This is a genomic window from Paenibacillus sp. AN1007 (assembly GCF_040702995.1).
Taxonomy (GTDB): Bacteria; Bacillota; Bacilli; order Paenibacillales; family Paenibacillaceae; genus Paenibacillus.
The window spans coordinates 3,520,173-3,544,018 of sequence record NZ_CP159992.1 but is presented as its reverse complement, the minus strand read 5'-3'; the positions used below and the strand labels follow the sequence as shown (position 1 = coordinate 3,544,018).

Sequence of the window (23,846 nt, the reverse complement as noted above, 5' to 3'; positions counted from 1 at the left end):
TCTCAAAATGACATTTAAATTTCCACCCGTAAGTTCCAAAGCCCCGCACATGCTGCATGGTGCTGACTACAACCCGGAGCAGTGGCTCCGTTACCCGGAAGTGCTGGAAGAAGATATTCGTTTGATGAAACTGGCGAAATGTAATGTGATGTCCATCGGTATCTTCTCCTGGGTATCCCTTGAGCCGGAAGAAGGGGTTTATACGTTTGAATGGCTGGATCAGGTGCTGGATCGTTTTGCGGCAAACGGAATCTATGCATTCCTGGCAACACCAAGTGGTGCGCGACCTGCATGGATGTCGGCAAAATATCCGGAAGTGCTGCGTGTCTCCGAGAATCGGGTCCGCAATCTTCATGGATTCCGTCACAACCATTGTTACACCTCACCTGTTTACCGGGAGAAAGTAACCGCAATGAACAGCAAACTGGCAGAGCGTTATTCCGATCACCCGGCTGTGATCGGCTGGCATATCTCGAATGAGTTCGGCGGCGATTGTCACTGTGATTATTGTCAGGAAGCTTTCCGCGGCTGGGTTCAAAACAAGTACAAAACTTTAGATGAGCTGAATCATGCTTGGTGGACGACCTTCTGGAGTCATACGGTAACGGACTGGAGTCAGGTTGAATCGCCGGCACCACACGGTGAAACACAAGTGCATGCGATGAATCTGGACTGGCGTCGTTTCGTCACCGATCAGACCGCTGACTTCATTGTACATGAGACGAAACCGCTTAAAGCCAAAAATCCGAATTTGCCTGTAACGACCAATCTGATGGAGTTCTACGGCGGATTAAACTATTGGAAGTTTGCTGACATTCTCGATTTCCTCTCTTGGGACAGTTATCCGACGTGGCATGATGCAGCGGACGATGCGAGACAGGCATCACGCATTGCCATGATGCATGATATTGTACGTTCCATCAAAGGCGGTCAGCCCTTCCTGCTGATGGAGAGCACACCAAGCTCAACCAACTGGCAGGATGTTAGCAAACTGAAGCGTCCGGGCATGCATCTCTTGTCCTCCTTGCAGGCGGTAGCCCATGGGTCAGATAGTGTACAGTACTTCCAATGGAGAAAGAGCCGTGGTTCCAGTGAAAAGCTGCATGGTGCAGTGGTTGACCATGTAGGAACAGAACATACACGTGTGTTCCAGGATGTGACCGATGTAGGCACAGCGCTGCAGAGCATGGAGGATATCGTGGGTACTTCCGTTCCGGCTGAAGTGGCTATCATCTTCGATTGGGAGAACCGCTGGGCCGTGAACGACTCCCAGGGACCGCGTAACATCGGGGTGAAATATGAGCAGACCGTAGAAGCTCACTACGAAGCGTTCTGGAAAAAGGGTGTAGCGGTCGATGTCATCGATATGGAAGCTGATCTGTCCAAGTACAAAGTGTTAGTGGCGCCGATGCTTTACCTCGTTCGGGAAGGGGTAGGCGAACGGATCGAGAAGTTTGTCGAGCAGGGCGGTACATTTGTGGCAACCTACTGGTCTGGCATTGTGAACGAGAATGATCTGTGTTTCCTCGGTGGATTCCCGGGTCCGCTTCGCAAAACGCTCGGCATCTGGTCCGAGGAGATCGACGGTCTGCATGATCGTGAACTGAACGGAATTATTCCAGCGCAGGGCAATGAACTTGGACTCACTACAGAATATGATGCCATTGAGCTCTGCGACCTGATTCATTTGGAAGGTGCTAAATCTCTTGCGGTATATCGTTCTGATTTCTATGCGGGACGTCCAGCTTTAACCGTGAACGAACTTGGTTCAGGAAAAGCATACTATATGGCAGCGCGGATGAAAGCACCATTTTATAATGATTTTTATGGCAAGCTGATTGCAGAACTGGATCTGGAACGTGGACTCAAGTCAGAACTGAGTGCAGGAACTACCGCACATGTACGTACGGACGGTGATTCCGACTATGTATTCGTACAGAACTATACGGAGCACGAAAAACAGGTGCAGCTGGACGGTCATTCATACACCGATGTGTTAAGCGGAGAGGCGGTTGAATCGGTCTTGAACCTGCATCCATACGATATTCGTGTGCTGCGCAGAGCTGCCAATCGCAAGTAAGTATAGACTAGAGATATGAATGGGGCACTTGAGTTCTCTGGAAACATGAGGTTGAACGTGATTTCGATGAACAAACGAATGCTGCACATAGAGACACCGTAAAATAGATTGTCCTGGGCCTTGGAAAGGGTGCCGGGGCAGTCTTTTTATTTTGTTCTACATGGGGCTTGAGAGCCTTTTTTGGACAAGATAAAGGATAATCGTGTCCGCGCAGCGAAGACAAACACGTAACTTGTCAACTTAAGACTTTCATTGTCTGGGAGGAATTGAGATGAATCAGAGAAATCTGGACGGCAACAGCATTATTATTCGGCTGGAAATGACAACGAAAGATATCAAGTTTGGCGAAGTGGCTTCAGCCATCTCGGAAGCTGGAGGAGACATCATTGCCATCGACGTCATTTCGACCAATCAGGATGTCAGCGTGCGCGACTTGACGGTCGCAGTCACCGATTCACAGGATAACAGCAAAATTATAGAAGGGGTGCGCCAGCTCAAAGGTGTATCCATCGTTAACGTATCGGATCGTACATTTCTGCTTCACCTCGGCGGTAAGATCGAAGTGACACCCAAGACGCCGATTCATAACCGGGAAGACCTCTCGCGTGTGTACACGCCGGATGTGGCTCGGGTATGTTCGGCCATTTCAGAGGAGCCGGGCAAAGCTTTTTCACTCACGATCAAAAGAAACACAGTAGCCGTTATTTCTGATGGCAGTGCAGTGCTTGGACTCGGTAATATCGGTCCGCGTGCCGCGATGCCGGTGATGGAAGGTAAAGCGATGCTGTTCAAGCAGTTCGCTGGCGTGGATGCGTTCCCGATCTGTCTGGATACGCAGGATACTGAAGAGATCATTCGAACAGTGAAAGCGATATCACCTGCGTTTGGCGGCATTAATCTGGAGGATATTTCTTCTCCGCGCTGTTTCGAGATTGAACGCAGGTTAAATGAAGAACTGGATATTCCGGTATTTCATGATGATCAGCATGGGACGGCCGTCGTATTATATGCGGGTTTGATTAATGCCCTCAAGCTGGTTGGCAAATCCATTGATAATGTAAAGATTGTTGTGTGCGGTATCGGTGCAGCGGGTGTGGCATGCAGCAATATTTTGTTATCTGCAGGTGCGAAGCGGCTCATCGGGGTGGATCGTGAGGGCGCCATCGTACGCACGAATTCGTACGACAATGAAGTATGGACGGAATATGCGTCACGCACTAATCCCGATCTGGAGACAGGTTCACTGCGCGAAGTTATTCGGGGAGCAGATGTATTTATCGGCCTGTCGCGCGGCAATCTGTTGACCCGTGAAGATGTGCAGACAATGGCGGACAATCCGATTGTATTTGCGATGGCTAATCCGGTGCCCGAGGTCATGCCGGCTCTGGTTGAAGATATAGTTGCCGTTATGGCGACGGGACGTTCGGATTATCCAAACCAGATTAATAACGTGCTCTGTTTCCCTGGCATGTTCAGAGCTGTGCTGGACTGCCGTGCATCCGAAATCAACGAAGAGATGAAACTGGCAGGCAGCCCAGGCAATAGCCTCGTCTATCTCGGATGAAGAGCGTACACGTTATTACATTATCCCGAGTGTGTTTAACGATAAGGTGGTCAAATCAATGCGCAGTCGTGTCATTGAAGCAGCAGTCCGGACAGGTGTGGCGAGACGTATACCGCGTGAACAACCACGTGAAGGCGGAGAGTCCTGATGTCATCGGAATCATCGCGTCGATCTATGGAAGCCGAAGGCACACAAGCTGCTGACGGCCCGCCAGCTGAACAAGAGCAGGTGAACCGGGACGGCAGCACGACTCACGAAGCTGTTCTATGCGCCGCTCGTGCCTTTGTGCAGCAAGAAGCATCCCGGCATTCCGACGGGCATGACTGGTCCCATATTGAACGTGTCACTGCTCTAGCGGTCCGCTTGGCTCATCAGATGGGCGCAGACCTGTTCATCTGTGAACTGGCTGCACTGCTGCATGACGTGCCGGATGAGAAGCTGAATGACAGTCTGGAGGCCGGTATGGCTAAGCTGCATGCCTGGCTGGATACCCAGCCGCTGGCGCCTGAAATGCGGGAAGCGGTAGTGAACATTATCAGCACGATCTCCTATGCTGGCGGCCAACGTGCTGCAGTTTGCTCGCTGGAAGCTCAGGTGGTGCAGGATGCGGATCGGCTGGATGCGCTGGGAGCCATCGGCATTGCCCGTACATTTGCATTTTCGGGGGCCCGTGGGCGTGAAATGTATGATCCTTCCTTACCGCCGCGGGAGCAGATGACCCGTGAGGAATATCGGAATGGGCGCAGCACAACGATCAATCATTTTTACGAAAAGCTATTCAAACTTAAAGATCTGATGAATACTTCCTATGGCAAACAGCTCGCTCAGCAGCGTCATGATTATATGGTGCAGTTTGTGGAGCAGTTCAAGAGGGAATGGGAAAGCGTGGATGGTTAGACCGCGGTATTCCGTAATATCCCTGAATTAAAATCATTTTGGAGCATTTCGCCCCTGTACCGGGGCGGGGTGCTTTTTTAGAACCGCTGTACATACCGCAGATGTCGAATACTGAATCGCTTACTGCTTTTGAGCAGCAGCGAAGATGGGCCTAGGCCCAAGATTTGTCTGCATATGGGTGGGATCTTGGAACTGGGATAGCAAAGGCGTAAGCTCTCATGGTACAATGAATCGTTCTCCTGAACTCATTCAGGTAAAAAAAGAAATATGGGGTAATAATGAACATGATTATCATCAAAGGTAAACGAACAGGTCGCATAAAAGGAGGGAGATGCCGTGTCATTTGGAGCACGTGTTCTTAAGACAGGTATAGCGGTCACGCTGGCTTTATATCTGAGCAGTCTGTTCTTGAATCCGCAATCTCCTGTGCCTGCTGCCATCGCAGCGATATTTGCCATGCAGCCTTCCATCTATCGTTCTTGGAAGTATTTCCTCGATCAGCTGCAGACGACCACGCTTGGCGCGATTGTAGCTTTGCTGGGCGGCATGGTATTGTCCAATGAACCCATCGCGGTAGGCTTGATTATTGTGCTGGTTATTATGATCTGTCTTAAATTAAATATGGGTGAGACGGTGGGTCTGACACTGGTCACGGTGGTATCGATTATGGAAGCTTCAGGGGATTGGCATTTTGCGCTTAACCGTTTCCTGCTTACACTTGTAGGCATCATATCCGCTTTCCTGATCAACATCTCTGTGTTTCCTCCCAAGCCCAAAGTACAGTTCGTGAAGCAGATCCAGAGTGTGTTCAACGGCATGTCGCTGCTGCTCCGCACGTCGATCTCGGATGAGATTAAAGAGGTTGTTTTCCGGGAAGAGAAGAACAATCTTGGCGGGTCCATCAAGTCTCTATCTGACAAATACCACCTGTTTGAAGAAGAGCAGAAGAAGATGAAACGTGCCAAATTCAGTGAAACCCGTCAGATGGTCGTATATAAGCAGATGCTGTTAAGTCTGCAAAAGGGGTACGATGTACTGGATTCAGTCGAACGTCATTACTTTCAGGCACAGCGGACACCGGACATGGATATGTTCTTTGACACCCATCTGGAACGGGTCATCAAGTTTCATGAACATGCACTGCTCAAATTCGAAGACAAGTTAAAACCGAATGGCGAAGAGGCTGCGCAGTTTGTAACGGAAAATGACTTTTTCATGGAACAGGCCATTACCCAGTTTGATATTGACAAGGACGGCATGTTAAGGTTATCCATTGTAGCCGCGGCAATATACGATTACGGTTATCAGCTCGAACGGCTGAACCGGCTTGCAGACCATGTACACACTTCGAGTGAGGACAAAGAGTCCCAGGACAATATTTTAAACTGGCTCAAATGGCCTTAGCTTCTGAAATCAGCTACAATAGAGGAACAACCAAGCCCGGACAGCAGCGTCCGGGCTGTTCGTATATTTGACTCGATGATGTATTTTCACAATGCTGAATGACAATGATACTGAATTCTGAATGAATTGAGGGATAGAAGAGATGGAGATGGATCAGCTGGATGCAGCGCTGTTGGAATGGTTTAGTGGAAGCAATCTGGAGAGCAAGCAGCATGAGGCGATGCAGCTGCTGACGGTAACGGATGGGCAGTGGCCGCATCTGGCCATGGTCAGCATGGGCGAAGTGGTTGCCATGAGCCCGAGCCGCCTTCGATTGGCACTCTGGCAGGGTACGCAGACAAGTATGAACATGATGGAAACGGGCAAGGCTGCGTTAATTGCAGTGCATGGACAGCGTTTACTGCATGTTCGGCTGGAGGTCCGTCTGCTGCCGGAGTTAGCAGACGCTGTTCACCCGCGGGATCGGTACGAATGTAATATCCTTCATATTCGTGTCGATCAGGCACCCTATGCGGAAATTACGTCAGGTATTACATTTCAATTGAAGGATACAAACGGAGCATTGGCACGCTGGGCTGCAGCAATTGAGGATCTGAAGAAGTAGCGGGAAATTGAAAAAAGGGGTAATACTGCATTAGCTGAACTCATGCGCTGCGGAGAACCGGAGAGGGCAGAAGATTGATCAGTCATGGGGATATTTTGTGCACATCATTAGTAATTGGTATTACAGCTTATGTTTTTTCAAGAGAAGCAGCATTAGGGGAAACAACAAATAACGTCTCCGCTTGCATCGGGACGCTGTCACTGGTAGAATATAAAATGGTTTTCTTAAAATTAGGATTAATTAACATGAAATTAAAATGTTTACTTTCTAATAATTATACCATTGCCTTTTCGGGCTTGTCAAATGGATATTGGAGGACACAATCCGGGGAAAGAGGGGCACACAGCATATGAGTACAGATCAGCAGTGGAACAAGGAACAGGAGCGGGTTAATACCGTTACGGATCAGATTGAGCGCAAAATCGCCGAACTGGAACAAGAAGTAGGGTCCTTCCGGGGCGAAGTTGTGGAGATGAGAAAAGAGTTCTGGGATGAGGTTACGATGAACTTCAGTGAAGCAGATGATGTCGGGGAGACATCAACGAGTATGCGGCAGCAGTCGCAGGTGCTGTCCGACCGCGAACGAAGTCATCTGAATACAGCCGCGGCTCTGGATAAAATGAAACGACTGCATCATTCGCCATATTTTGGCCGCATCGATTTTAAGGAGGACGGGTATCCCGATGCAGAACGCATCTATCTGGGCATTGCGTCCTTGCTGGATGAGAAAGAGGAGTCCTTTCTGATCTACGACTGGCGCGCACCCATCTCCAACCTCTATTATGACGGTGCGCCAGGACCCATCTCCTATCGTACACCAAGTGGTGAAATCAGCGGCGAGATCGAGATGAAACGTCAGTTCGTCATTCGGGATGGCCGTATCCGTTTTATGTTTGATACAGGAGTAACGATTGGAGATCAGCTGCTGCAGGCTGTGCTAAGCCGTACGTCTGATGCACAGATGAAAAGTATTGTGGCAACCATTCAGAAGGAGCAGAATCGCATTATCCGTAATGACCGGACACGGATGCTGATTGTGCAGGGCGCGGCTGGCAGCGGCAAAACCTCTGCCGCTCTCCAGCGGGTGGCTTATCTTCTCTATAAATACCGCGAGCATCTGCAGGCGGATCAGATGGTTCTTTTTTCACCGAATCCGATGTTTAACAGCTACGTGTCGACGGTACTGCCCGAGCTTGGGGAAGAGAATATGCTGCAGACGACGTTTCAGGAATATCTGGAACGTCGATTGGGACGAGAATACCAGCTTGAGGACCCCTTTATCCAGCTCGAATATGTGCTGACAGGGACCGAAGAACCTGGTTACGATGCGCGTATGTCCAGCATACGATTCAAGTCTTCTGCATCCTTTCTGAAGGTTATTACCCGCTACAAGGAAAACATGCTTTCCGGCGGCATGAAGTTCAAGCCGGTACGCTTTCAGGGGAAGGCCATTGTGGATGCGGAAGCGATGGCGGAGAAATTCTACAGTTTCGGATCATCTGTCAAACTGGTGAGCCGACTCGAAATGCTGCGGGATTGGCTGCTGAAGGAGCTGTCCGCATTTGGTAAAGGCGAACTTAACGCACCTTGGGTCGACCAGCAGCTGGATCTGATGGAACCCGAGGATCTACAGCGTGCGTACCAACGGTTAAAACGCAAACAAAAAGGGAAATCACATACGTTTGACGATTTCCAGCAGGAAAGAGAGATTTTGGCCCGGATGGTGGTCAGTGACCGCCTCAAGCCTTTGCGTAAATGGATCAAATCCCTGCGGTTTGTGGATATCCGCCAGTTGTACGCGAACCTGTTCGAAGATCAGACGCAGATGGTTCGTCTGCTGGACAGAGAGCCCCTGCCTGCGCATTGGGAAGAAATCTCGACGATGACGCTGCGCAGACTAAAGCTTCAAGAGCTGGCCTATGAGGATATTACACCGTATCTGTATCTGCGCGAACTGCTGCTGGGCTTCCATATTAATTCAAGCATCCGTCATGTCATTATCGATGAAGCGCAGGATTATTCTGCATTTCAGCTGGCCTTTATGAAGAGGTTGTTCCCACACGCGAAGATTACGGCACTTGGTGATTTTAATCAGGCGATTTATGCGCATTCCTCTGTTCTCAGCGGGACCGGACCGTTAAGTGATCTGTATGGACCGGAAAATACCGAGGTGATTGAACTGACGCGCAGTTATCGCTCTACGATGGAGATTGTTGAGTTTACGCGCGGCATGGTTCCGAGTGGAGAGAAGATTATCCCGTTCAACCGAAATGGAGAGAAACCCCAAGTTATCGTGACCGCAGATCTGGAACAGCATTTCGACCAAATCACCGCCGATCTCAATCATCTGATTGAAGAGGGATACGAGTCTGCAGCGGTAATCTGCAAGACGGCTGAGGAGAGCAGAGAGGTACATGCCGTGCTGAGTCAAAAGCTGAAAACCGCTCCCAAACTTATCAAAAAAACGACACTTGCTTTTGAACAGGGCGTTCATGTTATTCCGGCCTATTTGGCTAAAGGTGTAGAGTTTGATGCCGTTTTGATCTATAACGGGTCAGCTCAGACGTACTCCCGTGAGCAGGAGCGCAAACTGTTCTATACGGCCTGTACCCGGGCGATGCATCTGCTGCATGTGTACTCTTTGGGTGCACCAAGTCCGTTTATTACTTCACAATCAGGAGAGTGGTATGAGATGAGCAGCATACCTGCCTCTCACGTGGAATAAGCCTGCTGTATGGCCAGTCAGAATTCAAACTTCTGACTGGCTTATTTTTTGTGCATGCTGTAGAGAGAAAAGTCTTATATAGCTGTTTGTGAAATAAGCATACACAAATTAGTCAATATTGATAAAACAGGTTGATTTCATTGTCTTCATATACAATCAATGTGATTTTTCTTTACACGTGAAGCTCAGACTCATATAATCGTAACAATCTAATTTTTTGGAGCGTTACATTATCTGTTTTTTAGGAGCGTTACATGAAGGAGAAACAAAAAATCTGAAGAGAGAAAAACAGGTGACTCTATGGAGGAGGCAGTTAATTTGAACAAAACAGCTTTTGAACGGCCGCATTTGGCCGATTGCGTTCCCGATCTGGTCGCTACAGCCCGGGGAGATATGAAGGCAACTTTGGTGATTCGGGGCGGGACACTGGTGAACGTGATATCGGGCGAAATTTTGCCGGATATGTCTGTAGCCGTGCAGGGGTCACGAATTGCATATGTCGGCAGAGACGTGAGCCATACCATCGGAGAACACACCCGGATTATCGAGGCCCAAGGGAAGTATATAGCGCCGGGATTGCTTGATGGTCATTGTCATATCGAGAGCACGCAGATGAAGGTGTCGGAGTTCGCAAGAGCTGTACTGCCATCCGGAACGACAGGTGGATTCTTTGATCCGCATGAAATTTCGAATGTGCTTGGACTTCCAGGACTGCGGCTTATGCTGGATGAAGCTCGCACGACGCCTATGGCTGCCTATATGCAGGTGGCGTCGTGTGTGCCTTCCACCCACCCGGGTCTGGAGACGACAGGAGCTTATATTGGTCCCAAAGAAGTCGCGGAGGCACTTTCATGGGGACCGGACATGATTGGTCTGGGCGAAGTGATGAACTTCCCGGGAGTGGTATACGGAGATGAAACGATGATCGGAGAGATTCAAGCGACGCTTCGCGCGGGGAAAGTGGCAGATGGACATTTTACTTGGGCATCGGATGACTGGCGTCTGCCTGCATATGCGGCGAGCGGTGTCACTGGAGATCATGAATGTGTGACTAAAGAAGATGTGGTGGAACGGCTGCGGCTTGGCATGTATGCGAAGATGCGCCAAGGCTCAGCCTGGCATGATGTAGCGGAGACAATCAAAGCCTGCACAGAGCTTGGGCTGGATACCCGCCGGATGATGCTGGTGACAGATGACCGCAGCTCGGAATCTTTGCTGAAGGAAGGCCATATGGACTTTGTGGTCCGATTGGCGATCTCGCAGGGCGTGAAACCGGTAACCGCATTCCAGATGGCTACGATTAATACGGCGGAACGTTTTGGTGTGTCACGAGATATAGGTGCAGTTATTCCCGGCAGCTTTGCTGATATTATTCTGTTAGACGGACGCCTTGCAGACGTACGTGTAGAGATGACGATTGCGGCGGGACAGGTGGTCGCCGAGAATGGAAAAATGACAGCCGTTTGGGACACGTTTACTTATCCTGAAGAGGCTCTGAATACGGTAAAGCTGGAAGCTAACATCCAGCCGCAGGATCTGGAACTGGCTGCACCTATTACAGATGGAGCCATAGGCGCGCGCATCATTGATGTGACGGAGAATCACGTTGAGACGAAGGAGAAACGAGTGCAGGTGAATGTGCAGGGCGGCAGGGTGGTTCTACCTGCGGCAGGTGAAGTATGCAAAATTGCCGTGCTGGAGCGTCATAAACAAACGGGAAATCGTGCGGTGGCACTGGTTGGCGGGATCGGGTTCACCTCACCGGCAGCCATTGCGATGACTGTTGCTCACGACAGCCATAACCTGCTGATTATCGGCAATGATGATGCACTTATGGCGGAGGCTGGTAATCGTGTTATTCGTATGCAGGGCGGCGTAGCCGTTGTTACGGATAAGGGGGTTACGGAATTCCCGCTTCGGATAGCCGGGCTGATGTCGGTGGAACCTTTTGAAGTCGTTGCGGCCCAATCTGCGGCAGTCAGCGAAGCGCTGCAATCCGCAGGTTGTACGTTGAACAACGCCTTTATGACCTTGTCGCTGCTCGCACTGGTGGTTATTCCAGAACTTCGTTTGTCCGATATTGGCCTGGTGCGTATTTCTGCGGAGGGAATTGAACTTGTTTCGCTGTTTGACCAACCTAATGAGGGATGAAGCGGGTGTTTCGGAGAAAAGAAACGTTAACGGATAACGAAAGGAAAATAAATACTGCATTCTGAGCCGCCTTCGGGCGGCTTTTTGGTTATGGCTTTAGCCAGTTGAGTGCGTGAAACGCGCGAAACAAAAAACCACCCGCTATGCGGGTGGAGGGATGAAGGGTTTGACCATTATGACCATTCCAATACAATTGAGATGTTCAGGCTCAAAAAGAAAGGAATGGTCATTCATGGCAACCAAGAGCTACAGCCTAGCTCACACAAAGTGGATGTGTAAGTACCACATTGTGTTCACCCCGAAGTATAGACGGAAAGAAATCTATAATCAAGTGAGAAGAGATTTAATCGAAATCTTTAAACGTTTGTGCAAGTACAAAGGAGTCGAAATCATAGAAGGTCACATGATGCCCGATCATGTCCATATGTTAGTAGCCATCCCTCCAAAAATTGCGGTCTCCACGTTTATGGGATATCTAAAGGGAAAAAGTTCGCTCATGATCTTCGAAAAACATGCCCAGCTTAAGTATAAATACGGAAATCGAAAATTTTGGGCCGAAGGGTACTATGTGAGCACAGTGGGTCTAAATGAAGCAACCGTAAGAAAGTATATTCGTGAGCAAGAAGCACATGATCAGGCGGTAGATAAGCTGAGTGTAAAAGAATACGAAGATCCATTCAGCAGTAATCGAAGCAAAAAGAAGTAAAACCAGTTTACTGGTAAGTGAAAGAGACAAATTACACTGAGCCTGAACAGCCCTGCTGTCAGGCTAGCGTCTTTAGGCGCAGTTTGGCAACAGGGGGTTATACCCCAAGAGCAAACCACCCGTTGGACGGGTGGTCCTGATTTAAAGAAAGAAAACGCTCTCTAGGTCTACAGAAGCTGGGAGTTAAAACAAAATATAGACAGAAGTCGTGAAGTTTAATACATGTTTACATGGAATATGAAATATTGAGACTTTTGGACTATGTATTCGGAACTGTGAATTCCCGAAATATAGTTATATGATTCTTTCGTCGTGAGTCTTATAGATGATATTGCGTATAGAAGAAGATTTAATTCACAGCACTTCCATCAGAGTGCAAAAAATGAATAGAAACGACAATATTTCATCCGGATTTATACGTAAGAGCTGCTATAACTTCAAGGGAGTGTACAAATGTGAAAACCAAAAAAGAATTCCGTATCCTGCTGCTGATGAGTTGTCTGATCCTGTGTTTGAGTACTGCTTGTTCCACCAAAGCGGCTGCTGTAGGTTCCGTCGAACCTGTAGACAGTTACGCATCCATTCACGGGAATCTGGATCGTCCTGTGCGGGCTACATGGGTGTGGGATACTACGCAGATCCGAAACGGTGCTCAGGATGTGTTGAATTTTGCAGCGGAGAACAGCATTAATACGATCTACCTGCAGATAAACCGGGATGTGAAAATACCCGAATACAAAAATTTTATCCGTCTGGCAAGGGCGCAGCATATAGCTGTTGACATTATGGATGGACGTTCAGCTTGGGGGCTGACCGAAAGCAGAGGACATATTGCCTCCTTTATGGACTGGATCGAATCGTATCAAGCACAGGCGCTGTCCAACGAGAAATTCGCAGGGATTCATCTGGATATCGAACCTCATGTGCATCCGCAGTGGAAAACCAATCAGGCCAGTGTCATTACACAGTGGCAGGGCAATGTGGATTATATTGTCGAGCGTGCCTCCGCTATGAAGATGCCCGTGGCCGCGGATCTGCCGTTCTGGCTGGACAATTACAAAATTCCCGGTTCGACGATGGCGGTAAGCAGCTGGATGATTCGCAAATTTGATTCCATTACCATTATGGCTTATCGGGATACAGCTGCCGCTATATACAGCGTGGCGAAGGACGAACTGATCGATGCAGCCTCCGTTGGCAAAAAAATATCGATTGCGGTGGAAACCAAGCAGAGCAAAGAAGGCGATTTTATTACGTTCTTCGAAGAGGGGGATGCGTATATGGAGCAGCAGCTGAAGCTGGTGGAGCAGATGGCGAGTGTGCATGCTTCCTTTAACGGATTTTCGGTTCATGAGTATTCATCCTGGAAGACATTACGAAAATAACTGCAAAGAAGCATGGTTCTAGCGCGTAAATAAAATGAGAAGGTGCCTGCAGCGAATGCGCTGTAAGCACCTTCTGTCGTTTTATCCCTGGATTCCGTCAAAATTAATCGCGATATAAGGATATAATCACTCTTTCTAAATTAGAGTACCTGTGTAAGGACATCAGGCGCAATTGTTACATTTTTGGAGAACATTTTGCGATAATGGGACGGGGTGGTGTTCTTATGTTTCTTAAAGGTGGTAATGAAATAACTGAGATGCTCAAATCCAACATCCATGGCAATATCGACAATTTTATGATCCGTATTCTCCAGCTGTCTGCAGGCCTGCTGCACCCGATAATAATTAATGTAGTCCACAGGACTTTTCTGCACCATCTGTTTGAAAAAACGACAGAAATGTCCCTCGCTCATATTCGCTGCATCCGCAAGATCCTTTAGTTTAAGCGGTTCAGGGTAACGCTTGTGAATATAACCCAGCACCGTCTTCAGGCGCTCCACTTTGTCCGGGCTTCCCCCGTTTACCGCGCCTTTGAGCGGCAGTGCCGCCCGATGTTCAACCATGCGGGCAAGCATAAGGTAGAGGTGTGCTTTTGTTGTTATTTCACAGGTGTCAGTTCCACTATCGTGATCTGCAAAGATACGCCTCAGGTACGCCAGAACTTCCGAGCCCCAGCCTCCATCGGCTGTAATGTGAGAAGGAAGCAGTATGTTTTTTCGAAGTATAGGTGCGATAAACTTCTCCTGGACTGCATCAAAACTTTGGCTGCCGAGCAGATCGGAATGAAATACAATGGAAGAGAAGACACAAGGCTCATCGCCCTTAAGGTATCCCGCATGAATCTCCCCCCGGTGAACAAAGATAGCCTCTCCGGCCTTCACCTCGTATCGGTTCATATCAATCTGAAACACCGCAGAGCCCTGCGTCACCATCGTGAATTCCATCTCATCATGCCAATGGCAGTCGAGAATGCTGTCCCCGTTTAACTGCTGTATGTCAGGGTACACACTAACCGGATACATGGCATTGCCGTGAATTCGGTCTTCCCTTAATTGTGCACGCTCCATCCAAGAAAACCTCCTTATTGAATATGCTGCTTAGTAATGATGTAATCGTTTGCAAAATATATTTGAAATGAGCCCTCATAACACTAAAAATATCAAAATACTTATATAATTGATCAAAATAAAAGAAGAAATTCATGATTTATATCAATATCATTATAGTATAACCGAAGGAGGTAATCCAAGATGAAATTTACCGATGGCTACTGGCAGATCCGTGATGGATATCATGTTCAAAATCCGGCGGATATTCGAGATATTGTACAAAAGGGCGATTCCTTTACTGTATACGCAGCAACCAAACGCATTGAGCGCAAAGGGGATACCCTGAACGGAACGCTGCTCAAGGCAACCTACAGCTCACCAATGCCTGATGTCATTCGTGTGCAGCTGAACCATCACAAGGGTAAAGTCAATCCAGGCCCGGAGTTTGCGCTGAACACGTTGAATACGGATGTGCAGATTACTCAGGATGAAAGCGGAGCAGCCCTGAAAAGCGGCAATCTGCGTGTCACCGTGAATAAAACAAAAGGCTGGGACATTGGCTTCGACTATAATGACAAACGTCTCACTGGCAGCGGCTGGAGAGGTCCGGCATATATCGAGTCGGCGTCCGAAGGTACGTTCTTCCGAGAACAGTTGGAGCTGGGCGTGGGTGAGTATGTCTATGGCCTTGGTGAACGCTTTACTCCGTTTGTGAAAAATGGTCAGGTCGTGGATATCTGGAATGAGGATGGCGGTACAAGCAGTGAACAGGCCTATAAGAACATTCCGTTCTATCTCTCCAACAAAGGATACGGGGTATTCGTTAATCATCCTGAAAAAGTATCTTACGAGATTGCTTCCGAGAATGTATCCAAAGTACAGTTCAGTGTACAGGGCGAAACGCTGGAATACTTTATTATCGGCGGTGCGAATCCCAAAGAGGTGCTGGATAACTACACCAAGCTTACAGGTAAGCCGGCTTTGCCGCCCGCATGGACATTTGGTCTGTGGCTGACGACTTCGTTCACAACGGACTATGACGAAGCGACGGTGAATCATTTTGTCGATGGCATGGCGGAGCGTGATCTGCCGCTTTCCGTTTTCCACTTTGACTGCTTCTGGATGAAGGAGTATCAGTGGTGTGACTTTGAATGGGATAAAGACCTGTTCCCGGACCCGGAAGGCATGCTGCAGCGTTTGAAGGATAAAGGACTCAAAATCTGTGCGTGGATCAACCCTTATATTGCAGAGAAATCGATTCTGTTCGATGAAGGCATGGAAAAAGGGTACCTCGTCAAAACGGCTGACGGCAGTGTATGGCAGTGGGATAAATGGCAGGCAGGTATGGGGCTCGTAGATTTCACCAATCCAGAAGCAACCGCATGGTACAAGGACAAGCTGAAAGGTCTGATCGATCAGGGTGTAGACTGCTTCAAAACGGATTTCGGCGAAAGAATTCCGACTGATGTGGTGTATTATGATGGCTCCGATCCGGTGAAAATGCACAACTACTACACGTTCCTGTATAACAAAGCGGTATTTGATGTACTCGAAGAGAACCTCGGTAAAAATGAAGCGGCTCTGTTTGCACGCTCTGCAACCGTAGGTGGGCAGCAGTTCCCTGTACACTGGGGCGGAGACTGCTCGTCCAATTATTCCTCCATGGCCGAATCGCTGCGCGGTGGATTATCTCTCGGTCTTTCGGGGTTTGGCTTCTGGAGCCATGACATCAGCGGATTCGAAGCGACAGCCGAGCCGGACGTATACAAACGCTGGGTGCAGTTCGGACTGCTCTCTTCGCACAGCCGTCTGCATGGCAATGAGTCTTATCGTGTGCCTTGGTTATTTGATGAAGAGGCTGTCGATGTTGTACGTGACTTTACGAAGCTGAAGCTAAGCTTAATGCCGTACCTGTTCAATGCTGCGGTAGAGTCCTCAGTGCAGGGGCTGCCGATGATGCGCGCGATGGTACTGGAATACCCGGATGATCCGACCTGTGCGACTCTTGACCTGCAGTATATGTTTGGTGACTCGATTCTGGTTGCGCCGATCTTCAACAAGGAAGGCGACGTGCGTTATTATCTGCCTGAAGGAACCTGGACGAATTATCTGACAGGGACCAAAGTGGAAGGCGGACGCTGGATTAGCGAAATTCACGACTTCAAAACGCTGCCGATGATGGTCAAACCGAACAGTCTGATCGCGGTAGGTGCAGTGGACAGCAGACCGGATTATGATTTTGCCGATAATGTATCCCTGCATTTATTTGAACTGGCAGAAGGACAGACCGCACAAGCCGTTGTTGTAAACCAAGGAGCAGAACGTGAACTGCAGGTGACCGTCACTCGCAGCGGATCGAAGCTCGAAGTGCGTGCCGAAGGTGCAGGCAAGCCTTGGAATCTCGTGCTTCGCGGTGTTGATTCCGTATCCCGTGTGGAAGGCGGATTGCAGGCGGCAGGCGCACAAGGAGTTGTCGTCACTGCGGATGCAGGTGCAAGTACGCTTACAATCGAGATGTAACATGTTACAATAAGACGATGAAAGGACGGTGCCTGATGGCGCCGTCTGTTTGTTTATTTGTATAGGAAAGAGGGAACAATATGCCGCATTCACATCCACATTCGGGCCTGCACAGCCCAATATCAACAGAGGTACTTCATGCACTTGTGCACAAACATTTTGGAAATCATGTTTTCATTAAACAGTTTGGACTGCTCCGGGGTGGTCTGTTCAATACGACCTACCGCATTCAATTGGAACATACATCTGTAACGGATGTCATTCTACGACTTGCTCCTGAACAGGTAGACATTCCGAGCAGCGAAACGATCGCTGAGATTGCCTGGAGCGATCCGTTATTTTCGTTTGAACGCACGATGATGGCTGCAGAGCCTGTTGTCTATGAACGATACCGCAAGGCTGGAATCCCGGCGCCTGAAGTGCTGGCCTGTGATGACAGCGGTCTCGATGTACCGCGAACCTATATGTTTATGACATTTATTCCAAGCGTGCAGCTGGATCATGCAGCTATTAACAAGCTGGACAAGCAGCGTTTGTATAAACAGCTTGGTGCGTACACTGCGGCTATGCATCAGATTAGAGGAGCTTCGTTTGGCTGGCCGCAGGCTGACGGGTCCATTCGCGGATCAGGTCAGTGGTCTGAGGTGCTTCGCATGTTTGCCGACGAGACAACCCGAAAAGCACATGAAAAAGCATTTATGCCTGGCGTAGGAGAAAAGATCACGGCCATTTTTGAACAGCATAGATTGCTGTTTGATTCAATCAAACAGCCCGTGCTTGTCCATAATGATCTGTGGGCAGCCAATGTGCTGGTGCACGGCGAACAAGGTTGTATGAGCATAGCTGCGATCATCGATGGAGACCGCTCCATGTATGCTGATCGGGAGTATGAGGCGATTCTTTCGACAGAATCAGAAGCTTTTCATGATGGTTATGGTCATCCGCTTGATGCGTCTCCAGGGGGACAAGCACGCAGGCTGGCATACCGGTTGTTATCCTCCTATTTTAACGCATACGTGCATGAGCATCAGGTGAATCAGCCAGAAGATGGCCAAAAATATGCTGAACGGACAATGGATTTGCTGGCTCAGTGGAAACAGCTTGGTTTCCGCTAATCTGATCTTCCCATTTTGACATAGGCTGCATAATCAACCCCCGATCAACCGACAATAATGCTGTTGTGTGTAAAATCTGCGAAGGTGGTTAGGGTATGTCTGATAAAAAGTGGGACCTCGTCGCACTTGCTTCTATCCCTGTGATCATGACCTTAGGGAACTCCATGCTTATACCGATTCTGCCACAGATTGAACGGGAACTTAAGGTATCTGCATTCAGGGTCAGTATGCTGATCACGGTATATGCTGTAGTAGCCATTCTGCTGATTCCGCTGGCAGGATATTTATCGGATCGATTCGGCAGGAAAGCAGTGATCATTCCCAGCCTTGTCATTGCTGCCGTTGGAGGAGCAGTAGCAGGAGCTGCTGCATGGATGATGAACGGTAATGTCGCTTACTGGACTATTCTTTCAGGCAGATTTTTGCAGGGAGTCGGAGCTGCGGGTGCATTTCCAATTGTCATTCCTCTCGTGGGAGATATGTTTAAGAATGAAGATGAGGTAAGCAAAAGTCTGGGGATCATCGAAACCTCGAACACCTTTGGTAAAGTGCTGAGTCCCATTCTAGGCGCTGCGCTTGCGGTATGGTTTTGGTACTCGCCATTTCTCGCAATCCCGGTTCTCTGCCTTATTTCGCTGATTCTGGTTATATTTCTGGTGAAAACACCGAAGAGGAACGAAAAACCACCTACATTTTCAGAATTCGTTACTTCCATCCGTAAGGTGTTAAAAGAAAAAGGACGCTGGTTGTACGCTTTGTTTGCAATCGGTGGGATTTGCATGTTTCTCATTTTTGGCGTGCTTTATTATCTTTCCGAGACGCTGGAGAGTGAATTTGCTCTGAAGGGCGTAGTCAAAGGGCTCGTTCTGGCCATTCCGCTTGCTTCACTGTGTCTGGCTTCGTTTCTGGCAGGAAAGTGGATCGGTAAACATAAATCACGCATGAAATGGCTCGGTTTTGCCGGACTTGCCTTGGTGACCGTCGCGCTGGCTGTTATCGGCTTGTTTGATAATATCTACGTCGTGGTTGGTCTGTTTACGCTGGGTAGTGCGGGTATTGGTGCAGCACTGCCATGTCTGGATACCTTGATCACAGAAGGGGTAGACAAGAAGCAGCGGGGCACGATCACAGCTTTGTTCAGCAGTATGCGATTCATCGGGGTATCTCTCGGTCCCCCTGTGGTGTCTCTACTGATCGGTTCTCAACACTTTTTGTTGTTTGGTGTTCTGGCAGCATCAGGTGCAGTTGGTGGTCTGCTTACCCTGCTCGCAGTAAAACCCGAGAAAGGCGAGAAGCCCTCTTCCGGGAGTGGTTCGAAGCAGGAGGATCAGGAAAATCAGAAGAAGCAGGAGAGTCAGGATAAGCTGCAGAAGAGGCGTGTGCAGGAAAGTGAAACCGATCAAGGATACCGACCGACTCCCCTGCGCCGTAAAAAAAGTCCATACTAACCAGGGCATCGGAATCGATGTCCTGGTTTGCAGCATTCAGATCAAAAACGCGTTTACGCCCGCACAAGCAGGAGACTGCTTGCCGGGTGTAAACGCGTGTTTATGACAATTGCAATGATTTTATATTGATGCCATCAGGATAAAATAGGTTCAGGAACACATGATTTTTAAGGTGCGGGACATGTGTCTGGTGATTAAAGTTTCATTCATTTTTTCTCCGGTTCAGATTCCGTATCCATTGAATCCTTTGAAGCAGCATCCTGTGCCGCAGGAATATGGGTATGAGCCAGCAGCGGATGCGTTTCGATTTGGAAGCTGCCGCTTCGCTTGCCTTGGATCAGATAGATCAGCAGAAAAAGGACCATAAATAGGACGGAGTACCGATACATTTCGGTATAACTGGTCAGGGATGCGATGGAACCGAGCAGAAGGGCCCCTGTCGCAATGCCGAGATCAAGTGTGTTCAGAAACATTCCGTTTGCCATCCCACGCTGGGCAGGCGAGACGACCTGAATCATCCAGGTCTGCAGTGAAGACTGCATGGAGCCATAACCGATACCGTACACAAAAGCAGCAGCAAACAGAATGGGCATCGTTGTCGCCCATGACAGCATAATAAGTCCGAGTGCGATACATACTGCGCCTGGGATCAACAAGGCTTTGGGTCCTTTACTGTCGTAAATCCGGCCTGCAAACGGTCTAACCAATAGAACCGCCAAGGCGTTAAACAGGAAAAACAGCGCTGGATTCGCCAAATGTGCTTCCTTGCCGAACAAAACGATAAACCCGACCAATCCACCATAGGTGATGGACAGTAAACCGTTAAGTATACTAGGCAGGATCAGCTTGCGGTTAAATGGTGTTTTCACCGTGGAGCCGGTATTGGCTCCCGACACAGATGCAGTCATCCCCGCGCTTTGGTGCAATGGCTGATTTGCAGCATTTGCGGCACCCTTGGAAGTGCGGGCCGTCTTTCTGCGCGTCAAACTGTAACTGAGCGGATAGATCACGGCGATCACACCAGCAGTACAGAGCATCAGAGTGACAAATCCGGCTCCCTGCAGCAGTGTTACACCAATAATAGGACCCATAGACATGGCCAGACTTGTAGACAGTCCAAAGTAACCCATGCCTTCTCCCATTCGTTTTACGGGTACAATATCGGAGGCCATTGTTGGAAAAGCGGTGCTGCTCATCCCAAAACCAACTCCAAATACCATTCGGAGCAGCAGCAGCACAGCAATGCCCGCAGCAAAATAATAGCCGAGCGTGGCGAGCAGGGCTACGGACAAGCCGATATAGATCATCGCATTACGCAGACCCTTCTCCAGCGCTTTCGCAGAGTACAGCCGTGCTGCAATAGCACTTAAGGCAAACAGACAAGTGAACAGGCTGACTTGAAATGCATTGGCCTGAAATCGATCCTGTACATAGGAAGGCAGTGGCGAAACGATCATGTGCAGCTGCAGAAACAGCAAAAAGTTACATAACATGAGCAAAATGAAATCGGTCGTCCATAATCGGACAGGTACAGATTGTTCTTTCATGGTGATACATTCCCCCTGAGTTTTGATCGTTACAGATTGTGATTAATGAGGGAAAGAGTATGCTTAAATGCTTCCATCTGGTCTTCCGGTATACCTTCAGCAAGTTTTTTATTCATTTCTCTTTCGATTGGAACAAGCACATCGATTAATGCTCTACCTTCTTTGGTAGGGTACAGCAGATATGCTCTCCGGTCCTGTTCGCTTGTTCGGCGTTCGACCCAGCCTTTCTTCTCCAGCAAATCGATGATGCGTGCGGTAGTGGGCTGGTCTTTGAACACGTATCCTGCCATTTCTTTCTGATTAACGCCTTCTTTACGTACCACATTAAACAGTACTGAAAATTGCTCTGTGGTGATATCGTAGGGCTTAAACTGAGCTGCAAGCAGCGCAGCCGTTTTGCGGTGCGTAAGTCCGAGCATGAATCCAACGGATTGCTCAAGATCATAATCCATGAGTGGGGAACCTCGCTTTCGTACTCGAATATCTCTCAAATTCATTTGATTGTTATAACAACTATATGTGAAACAACTAATTTTGTCAAAGCCGATTATGGATACACAGGGAAGTTCTCTGACCGTGCAAAGCAGCTGAAATCCTGCTAGAATAAGGATGAAACGGCTTCCAAAGTAATTAAATTTGCCAGGTAAGGAGCGTTTAACGATGCTGAAAAATATTCCTGCCATACTTCCACCCGAACTGCTCAAACTGATGTCCGAAATGGGACATGGTGATGAACTTGTGCTCTCTGATGCCCATTTTCCGGCAGCAAGTCATGCCCGGCGATTGATACGTTGTGATGGCCTGGGCACTGTGGAGCTGCTGGAAGCGATATTACAGCTTTTCCCGCTGGATACTTATGCAGACTACCCAGCCGCCGTGATGCAGGTCGTTAAGGGAGATCCGGTCATACCGATTATTTGGGAAGATTACCGGCGGTTAATGGAAGAGTACGAGGACATGAGCGATGCACTGGAATACGAAGAGCGTTTTGATTTCTATGAACGTGCTTCTAAGGCGTACGTCATCATTGCAACAGGGGAACGGGCACAATATGCGAATTTGATTTTGAAAAAAGGCGTTATTTTCCCCGAAGCTAGCGCGGCTCAGATGCGCATGAACTCAGAATCCAATTAAGGTTATACGGTCAAGGCGACGATGCTGGCGAGGCTTTCGTCGCTTTTTTACATTCATCCGAGCGATCAATGATAGATTTACTGCAAACTTTACTCCGCTTGGTGAATGGGAGAACAGCATCACTTCTTATACAATAAATTCACGAAGTGGATCACATGGAGAAGAGGGATAAGATGGAGATTGAAATCAGACAAGCGAATTTAAACGATATGACTGAAGTATCCAGGCTGTTTAACGAGTACCGTATGTTCTATGGACAGTCATCCGATGTCGAAGGTGCGAGCCGTTTCATGGAAGAACGGATGAACAATAATGAATCGATTGTTTTTATTGCGCAGTGTATCAAAGACCGGAAAGAAAGAGCAGGTGCAGCCCAGGCAGTCAATGAAGGGAAGTATAATGAAGCGGAAGGACAGGCCGCGGGGCTGGTGCAGATTTATCCCAGCTACAGCTCTGTTTCGATGGGGCCGATCTGGATTTTGAACGATTTGTACGTGGATGCGAATTACCGTCAGCAGGGGATCGCAAGAAAGCTGATGCAGGCGGTGATGAAGCAGGCGGCGGATCATGGAATCCTTCGTATTACACTCTCTACGGCTGTAAGTAATCAGCAGGCTCAAGCATTATACGAATCTGAAGGATATGCCCAGGATCAGAGCTTCATGTATTATGAATGCAGCGTAAAGGGTGGAATGCTGTGATACACTAAGTTACCTGTACGGAAACGGGGAAGAAAGGAGGAGTCGTTATGATGCAGTGGATTGCCATGATAACGATGCTGATTGATCATATTGGAGCGGTGTTTTATCCGCATATCACAGAACTGAGAATCATCGGTCGCATCGCTTTTCCCATCTATGCTTTTTCCATATATATGGGCTATAAACATACAAGAAATGTGCAGAAATACATATGGCGCTTGTTCTGGATTGCGCTTATTTCCCAAGTGCCGTTTATGGCAGCGTTTAATCATTTCTCATTGAATGTCGTCTGGACCCTATGGTCTGCACTGCTTGTGCTGCTCGCTCTGGACAAGATTCCTTCGAAGCTGATTAGTATTCCGCTGGCGATCGGGGCAGGCTTGGTGATGGAATGGACACATATGGACTATGGGATGTACGGCCTGCTGCTCGTGCTGCTGTTCCGTTACTTCAAAGGGCCTGTGCTGGTCATGGCACATGTCGTGTTGAATGCACTTTATGTGCTGCTCCACCACAGCTCTCTACAGATGTTCAGCGTGCTGGCATCGATCGGCATTGCCATTGCACAATACAATCAGGCAGATTTTCGCTTGAAAGGCCCACGCTGGATATGGCGTTATTTCTACCCGGCTCATCTCGCAATCATTGCCGTAATTCGCTGGATCTAGCCGGTGCGGTGGAAGGTCAGATACTGCAGCGGTATGTCGTTTAAGTCACTGCGCAGCTTAATTGCATGTGAGCTTGTCACTCAACTCAGCTTATGGCAAAAAAAAGCCACTTCTTCGCCGGGATTGGCGAGAGAGTGGCTTTTAACTT

The 23,846-nt window shown here is 48.6% G+C and carries 17 protein-coding genes and 1 pseudogene; 15 read left to right on the top strand and 3 right to left on the bottom strand.

The window, feature by feature from the left end:
- The first annotated feature begins 7 nt into the window (after positions 1-7).
- The 9 genes and pseudogenes from ABXS70_RS15650 (at position 8) to ABXS70_RS15610 (ending at position 13,516) form a co-directional block, all read left to right on the top strand.
- Positions 8-2,080 (top strand): beta-galactosidase, encoded by a 2,073-nt coding sequence (locus ABXS70_RS15650; protein ID WP_366289029.1) that lies wholly within the window; start codon positions 8-10, stop codon positions 2,078-2,080.
- A gap of 271 nt (positions 2,081-2,351) precedes the next feature.
- Positions 2,352-3,792, top strand: a pseudogene (locus ABXS70_RS15645) (NAD-dependent malic enzyme).
- Positions 3,792-4,541, top strand: a complete 750-nt coding sequence (locus ABXS70_RS15640; protein ID WP_366289026.1) for an HD domain-containing protein — start codon at positions 3,792-3,794, stop codon at positions 4,539-4,541. The pseudogene ABXS70_RS15645 and the gene ABXS70_RS15640 overlap by 1 nt, the downstream one beginning before the upstream one ends.
- 336 nt (positions 4,542-4,877) lie before the next feature.
- A complete protein-coding gene (locus ABXS70_RS15635; RefSeq protein WP_342555375.1) occupies positions 4,878-5,945 on the top strand; it encodes an aromatic acid exporter family protein in 1,068 nt (355 codons plus the stop codon).
- 142 nt (positions 5,946-6,087) lie between these two features.
- The gene (locus ABXS70_RS15630; protein WP_366289023.1) at positions 6,088-6,549 is read left to right on the top strand and encodes a pyridoxamine 5'-phosphate oxidase family protein; all 462 of its coding nucleotides are present in this window, start codon (positions 6,088-6,090) and stop codon (positions 6,547-6,549) included.
- Positions 6,550-6,898: 349 nt separating this feature from the next.
- Positions 6,899-9,274, top strand: coding sequence for an RNA polymerase recycling motor HelD (helD, locus tag ABXS70_RS15625; RefSeq protein ID WP_366289020.1), 2,376 nt, complete (start codon positions 6,899-6,901; stop codon positions 9,272-9,274).
- Between the two features lie 300 nt (positions 9,275-9,574).
- Positions 9,575-11,425: an adenine deaminase C-terminal domain-containing protein gene (locus tag ABXS70_RS15620; protein ID WP_342555378.1), complete on the top strand. Its 1,851-nt coding sequence runs from the start codon at positions 9,575-9,577 to the stop codon at positions 11,423-11,425.
- A gap of 232 nt (positions 11,426-11,657) precedes the next feature.
- Positions 11,658-12,131, top strand: coding sequence for an IS200/IS605 family transposase (tnpA, locus tag ABXS70_RS15615; protein ID WP_138227108.1), 474 nt, complete (start codon positions 11,658-11,660; stop codon positions 12,129-12,131).
- Positions 12,132-12,586: 455 nt separating this feature from the next.
- Entirely contained in the window at positions 12,587-13,516 is a 930-nt protein-coding gene (locus ABXS70_RS15610) for a hypothetical protein (RefSeq protein WP_366289015.1), read from the top strand.
- 140 nt (positions 13,517-13,656) lie between these two features.
- Here the strand turns inward: ABXS70_RS15610 and ABXS70_RS15605 are convergent, their stop codons facing one another.
- Entirely contained in the window at positions 13,657-14,583 is a 927-nt protein-coding gene (locus ABXS70_RS15605; RefSeq protein ID WP_342555380.1) for an AraC family transcriptional regulator, read from the bottom strand.
- 183 nt (positions 14,584-14,766) lie between these two features.
- Here ABXS70_RS15605 and yicI point away from each other — a divergent pair, with 183 nt between their 5' ends.
- The 3 genes from yicI to ABXS70_RS15590 all read left to right on the top strand — a co-directional run bounded on the left by yicI (position 14,767) and on the right by ABXS70_RS15590 (position 19,648).
- Positions 14,767-17,085: an alpha-xylosidase gene (gene yicI, locus ABXS70_RS15600; protein WP_366289012.1), complete on the top strand. Its 2,319-nt coding sequence runs from the start codon at positions 14,767-14,769 to the stop codon at positions 17,083-17,085.
- 80 nt (positions 17,086-17,165) lie between these two features.
- Positions 17,166-18,200 carry an aminoglycoside phosphotransferase family protein gene (locus ABXS70_RS15595; protein WP_342555382.1) on the top strand — a complete coding sequence of 345 codons (1,035 nt, stop codon included), beginning with the start codon at positions 17,166-17,168 and terminating at the stop codon, positions 18,198-18,200.
- Between the two features lie 95 nt (positions 18,201-18,295).
- Positions 18,296-19,648 (top strand): MFS transporter, encoded by a 1,353-nt coding sequence (locus tag ABXS70_RS15590; RefSeq protein ID WP_342555383.1) that lies wholly within the window; start codon positions 18,296-18,298, stop codon positions 19,646-19,648.
- Between the two features lie 206 nt (positions 19,649-19,854).
- Here ABXS70_RS15590 and ABXS70_RS15585 read toward each other — a convergent pair whose 3' ends face one another.
- Together ABXS70_RS15585 and ABXS70_RS15580 are read right to left on the bottom strand one after the other, a co-directional pair.
- A complete protein-coding gene (locus tag ABXS70_RS15585) occupies positions 19,855-21,195 on the bottom strand; it encodes an MFS transporter (RefSeq protein ID WP_366289008.1) in 1,341 nt (446 codons plus the stop codon).
- A gap of 29 nt (positions 21,196-21,224) precedes the next feature.
- Positions 21,225-21,647: a MarR family transcriptional regulator gene (locus ABXS70_RS15580; RefSeq protein WP_342555385.1), complete on the bottom strand. Its 423-nt coding sequence runs from the start codon at positions 21,645-21,647 to the stop codon at positions 21,225-21,227.
- 208 nt (positions 21,648-21,855) lie between these two features.
- On the opposite strand from ABXS70_RS15580, the gene fucU reads away from it, so the two are divergent.
- The 3 genes from fucU (at position 21,856) to ABXS70_RS15565 (ending at position 23,698) form a co-directional block, all read left to right on the top strand.
- Entirely contained in the window at positions 21,856-22,329 is a 474-nt protein-coding gene (gene fucU / locus ABXS70_RS15575; RefSeq protein ID WP_342555386.1) for an L-fucose mutarotase, read from the top strand.
- A 173-nt stretch (positions 22,330-22,502) separates the two neighbouring features.
- Positions 22,503-23,030, top strand: a complete 528-nt coding sequence (locus ABXS70_RS15570) for a GNAT family N-acetyltransferase (RefSeq protein ID WP_366289004.1) — start codon at positions 22,503-22,505, stop codon at positions 23,028-23,030.
- A 47-nt stretch (positions 23,031-23,077) separates the two neighbouring features.
- Positions 23,078-23,698: a TraX family protein gene (locus ABXS70_RS15565; protein WP_342555388.1), complete on the top strand. Its 621-nt coding sequence runs from the start codon at positions 23,078-23,080 to the stop codon at positions 23,696-23,698.
- Positions 23,699-23,846 lie beyond the last annotated feature (148 nt).

Excerpts from the sequence above, each read along its gene's own strand:
- ABXS70_RS15605 (WP_342555380.1), bottom strand. The coding sequence starts at position 14,583 with ATGGAGCGTGCACAATTAAGGGAAGACCGAATTCACGGCAATGCCATG.
- ABXS70_RS15580 (WP_342555385.1), bottom strand. The coding sequence starts at position 21,647 with ATGGATTATGATCTTGAGCAATCCGTTGGATTCATGCTCGGACTTACG.
- helD (WP_366289020.1), top strand. The coding sequence starts at position 6,899 with ATGAGTACAGATCAGCAGTGGAACAAGGAACAGGAGCGGGTTAATACC.
- ABXS70_RS15565 (WP_342555388.1), top strand. The coding sequence starts at position 23,078 with ATGATGCAGTGGATTGCCATGATAACGATGCTGATTGATCATATTGGA.
- tnpA (WP_138227108.1), top strand. The coding sequence starts at position 11,658 with ATGGCAACCAAGAGCTACAGCCTAGCTCACACAAAGTGGATGTGTAAG.
- ABXS70_RS15585 (WP_366289008.1), bottom strand. The coding sequence starts at position 21,195 with ATGAAAGAACAATCTGTACCTGTCCGATTATGGACGACCGATTTCATT.
- yicI (WP_366289012.1), top strand. The coding sequence starts at position 14,767 with ATGAAATTTACCGATGGCTACTGGCAGATCCGTGATGGATATCATGTT.
- ABXS70_RS15570 (WP_366289004.1), top strand. The coding sequence starts at position 22,503 with ATGGAGATTGAAATCAGACAAGCGAATTTAAACGATATGACTGAAGTA.
- fucU (WP_342555386.1), top strand. The coding sequence starts at position 21,856 with ATGCTGAAAAATATTCCTGCCATACTTCCACCCGAACTGCTCAAACTG.
- ABXS70_RS15640 (WP_366289026.1), top strand. The coding sequence starts at position 3,792 with ATGTCATCGGAATCATCGCGTCGATCTATGGAAGCCGAAGGCACACAA.
- ABXS70_RS15620 (WP_342555378.1), top strand. The coding sequence starts at position 9,575 with ATGGAGGAGGCAGTTAATTTGAACAAAACAGCTTTTGAACGGCCGCAT.
- ABXS70_RS15630 (WP_366289023.1), top strand. The coding sequence starts at position 6,088 with ATGGAGATGGATCAGCTGGATGCAGCGCTGTTGGAATGGTTTAGTGGA.
- ABXS70_RS15595 (WP_342555382.1), top strand. The coding sequence starts at position 17,166 with ATGCCGCATTCACATCCACATTCGGGCCTGCACAGCCCAATATCAACA.
- ABXS70_RS15650 (WP_366289029.1), top strand. The coding sequence starts at position 8 with ATGACATTTAAATTTCCACCCGTAAGTTCCAAAGCCCCGCACATGCTG.
- ABXS70_RS15590 (WP_342555383.1), top strand. The coding sequence starts at position 18,296 with ATGTCTGATAAAAAGTGGGACCTCGTCGCACTTGCTTCTATCCCTGTG.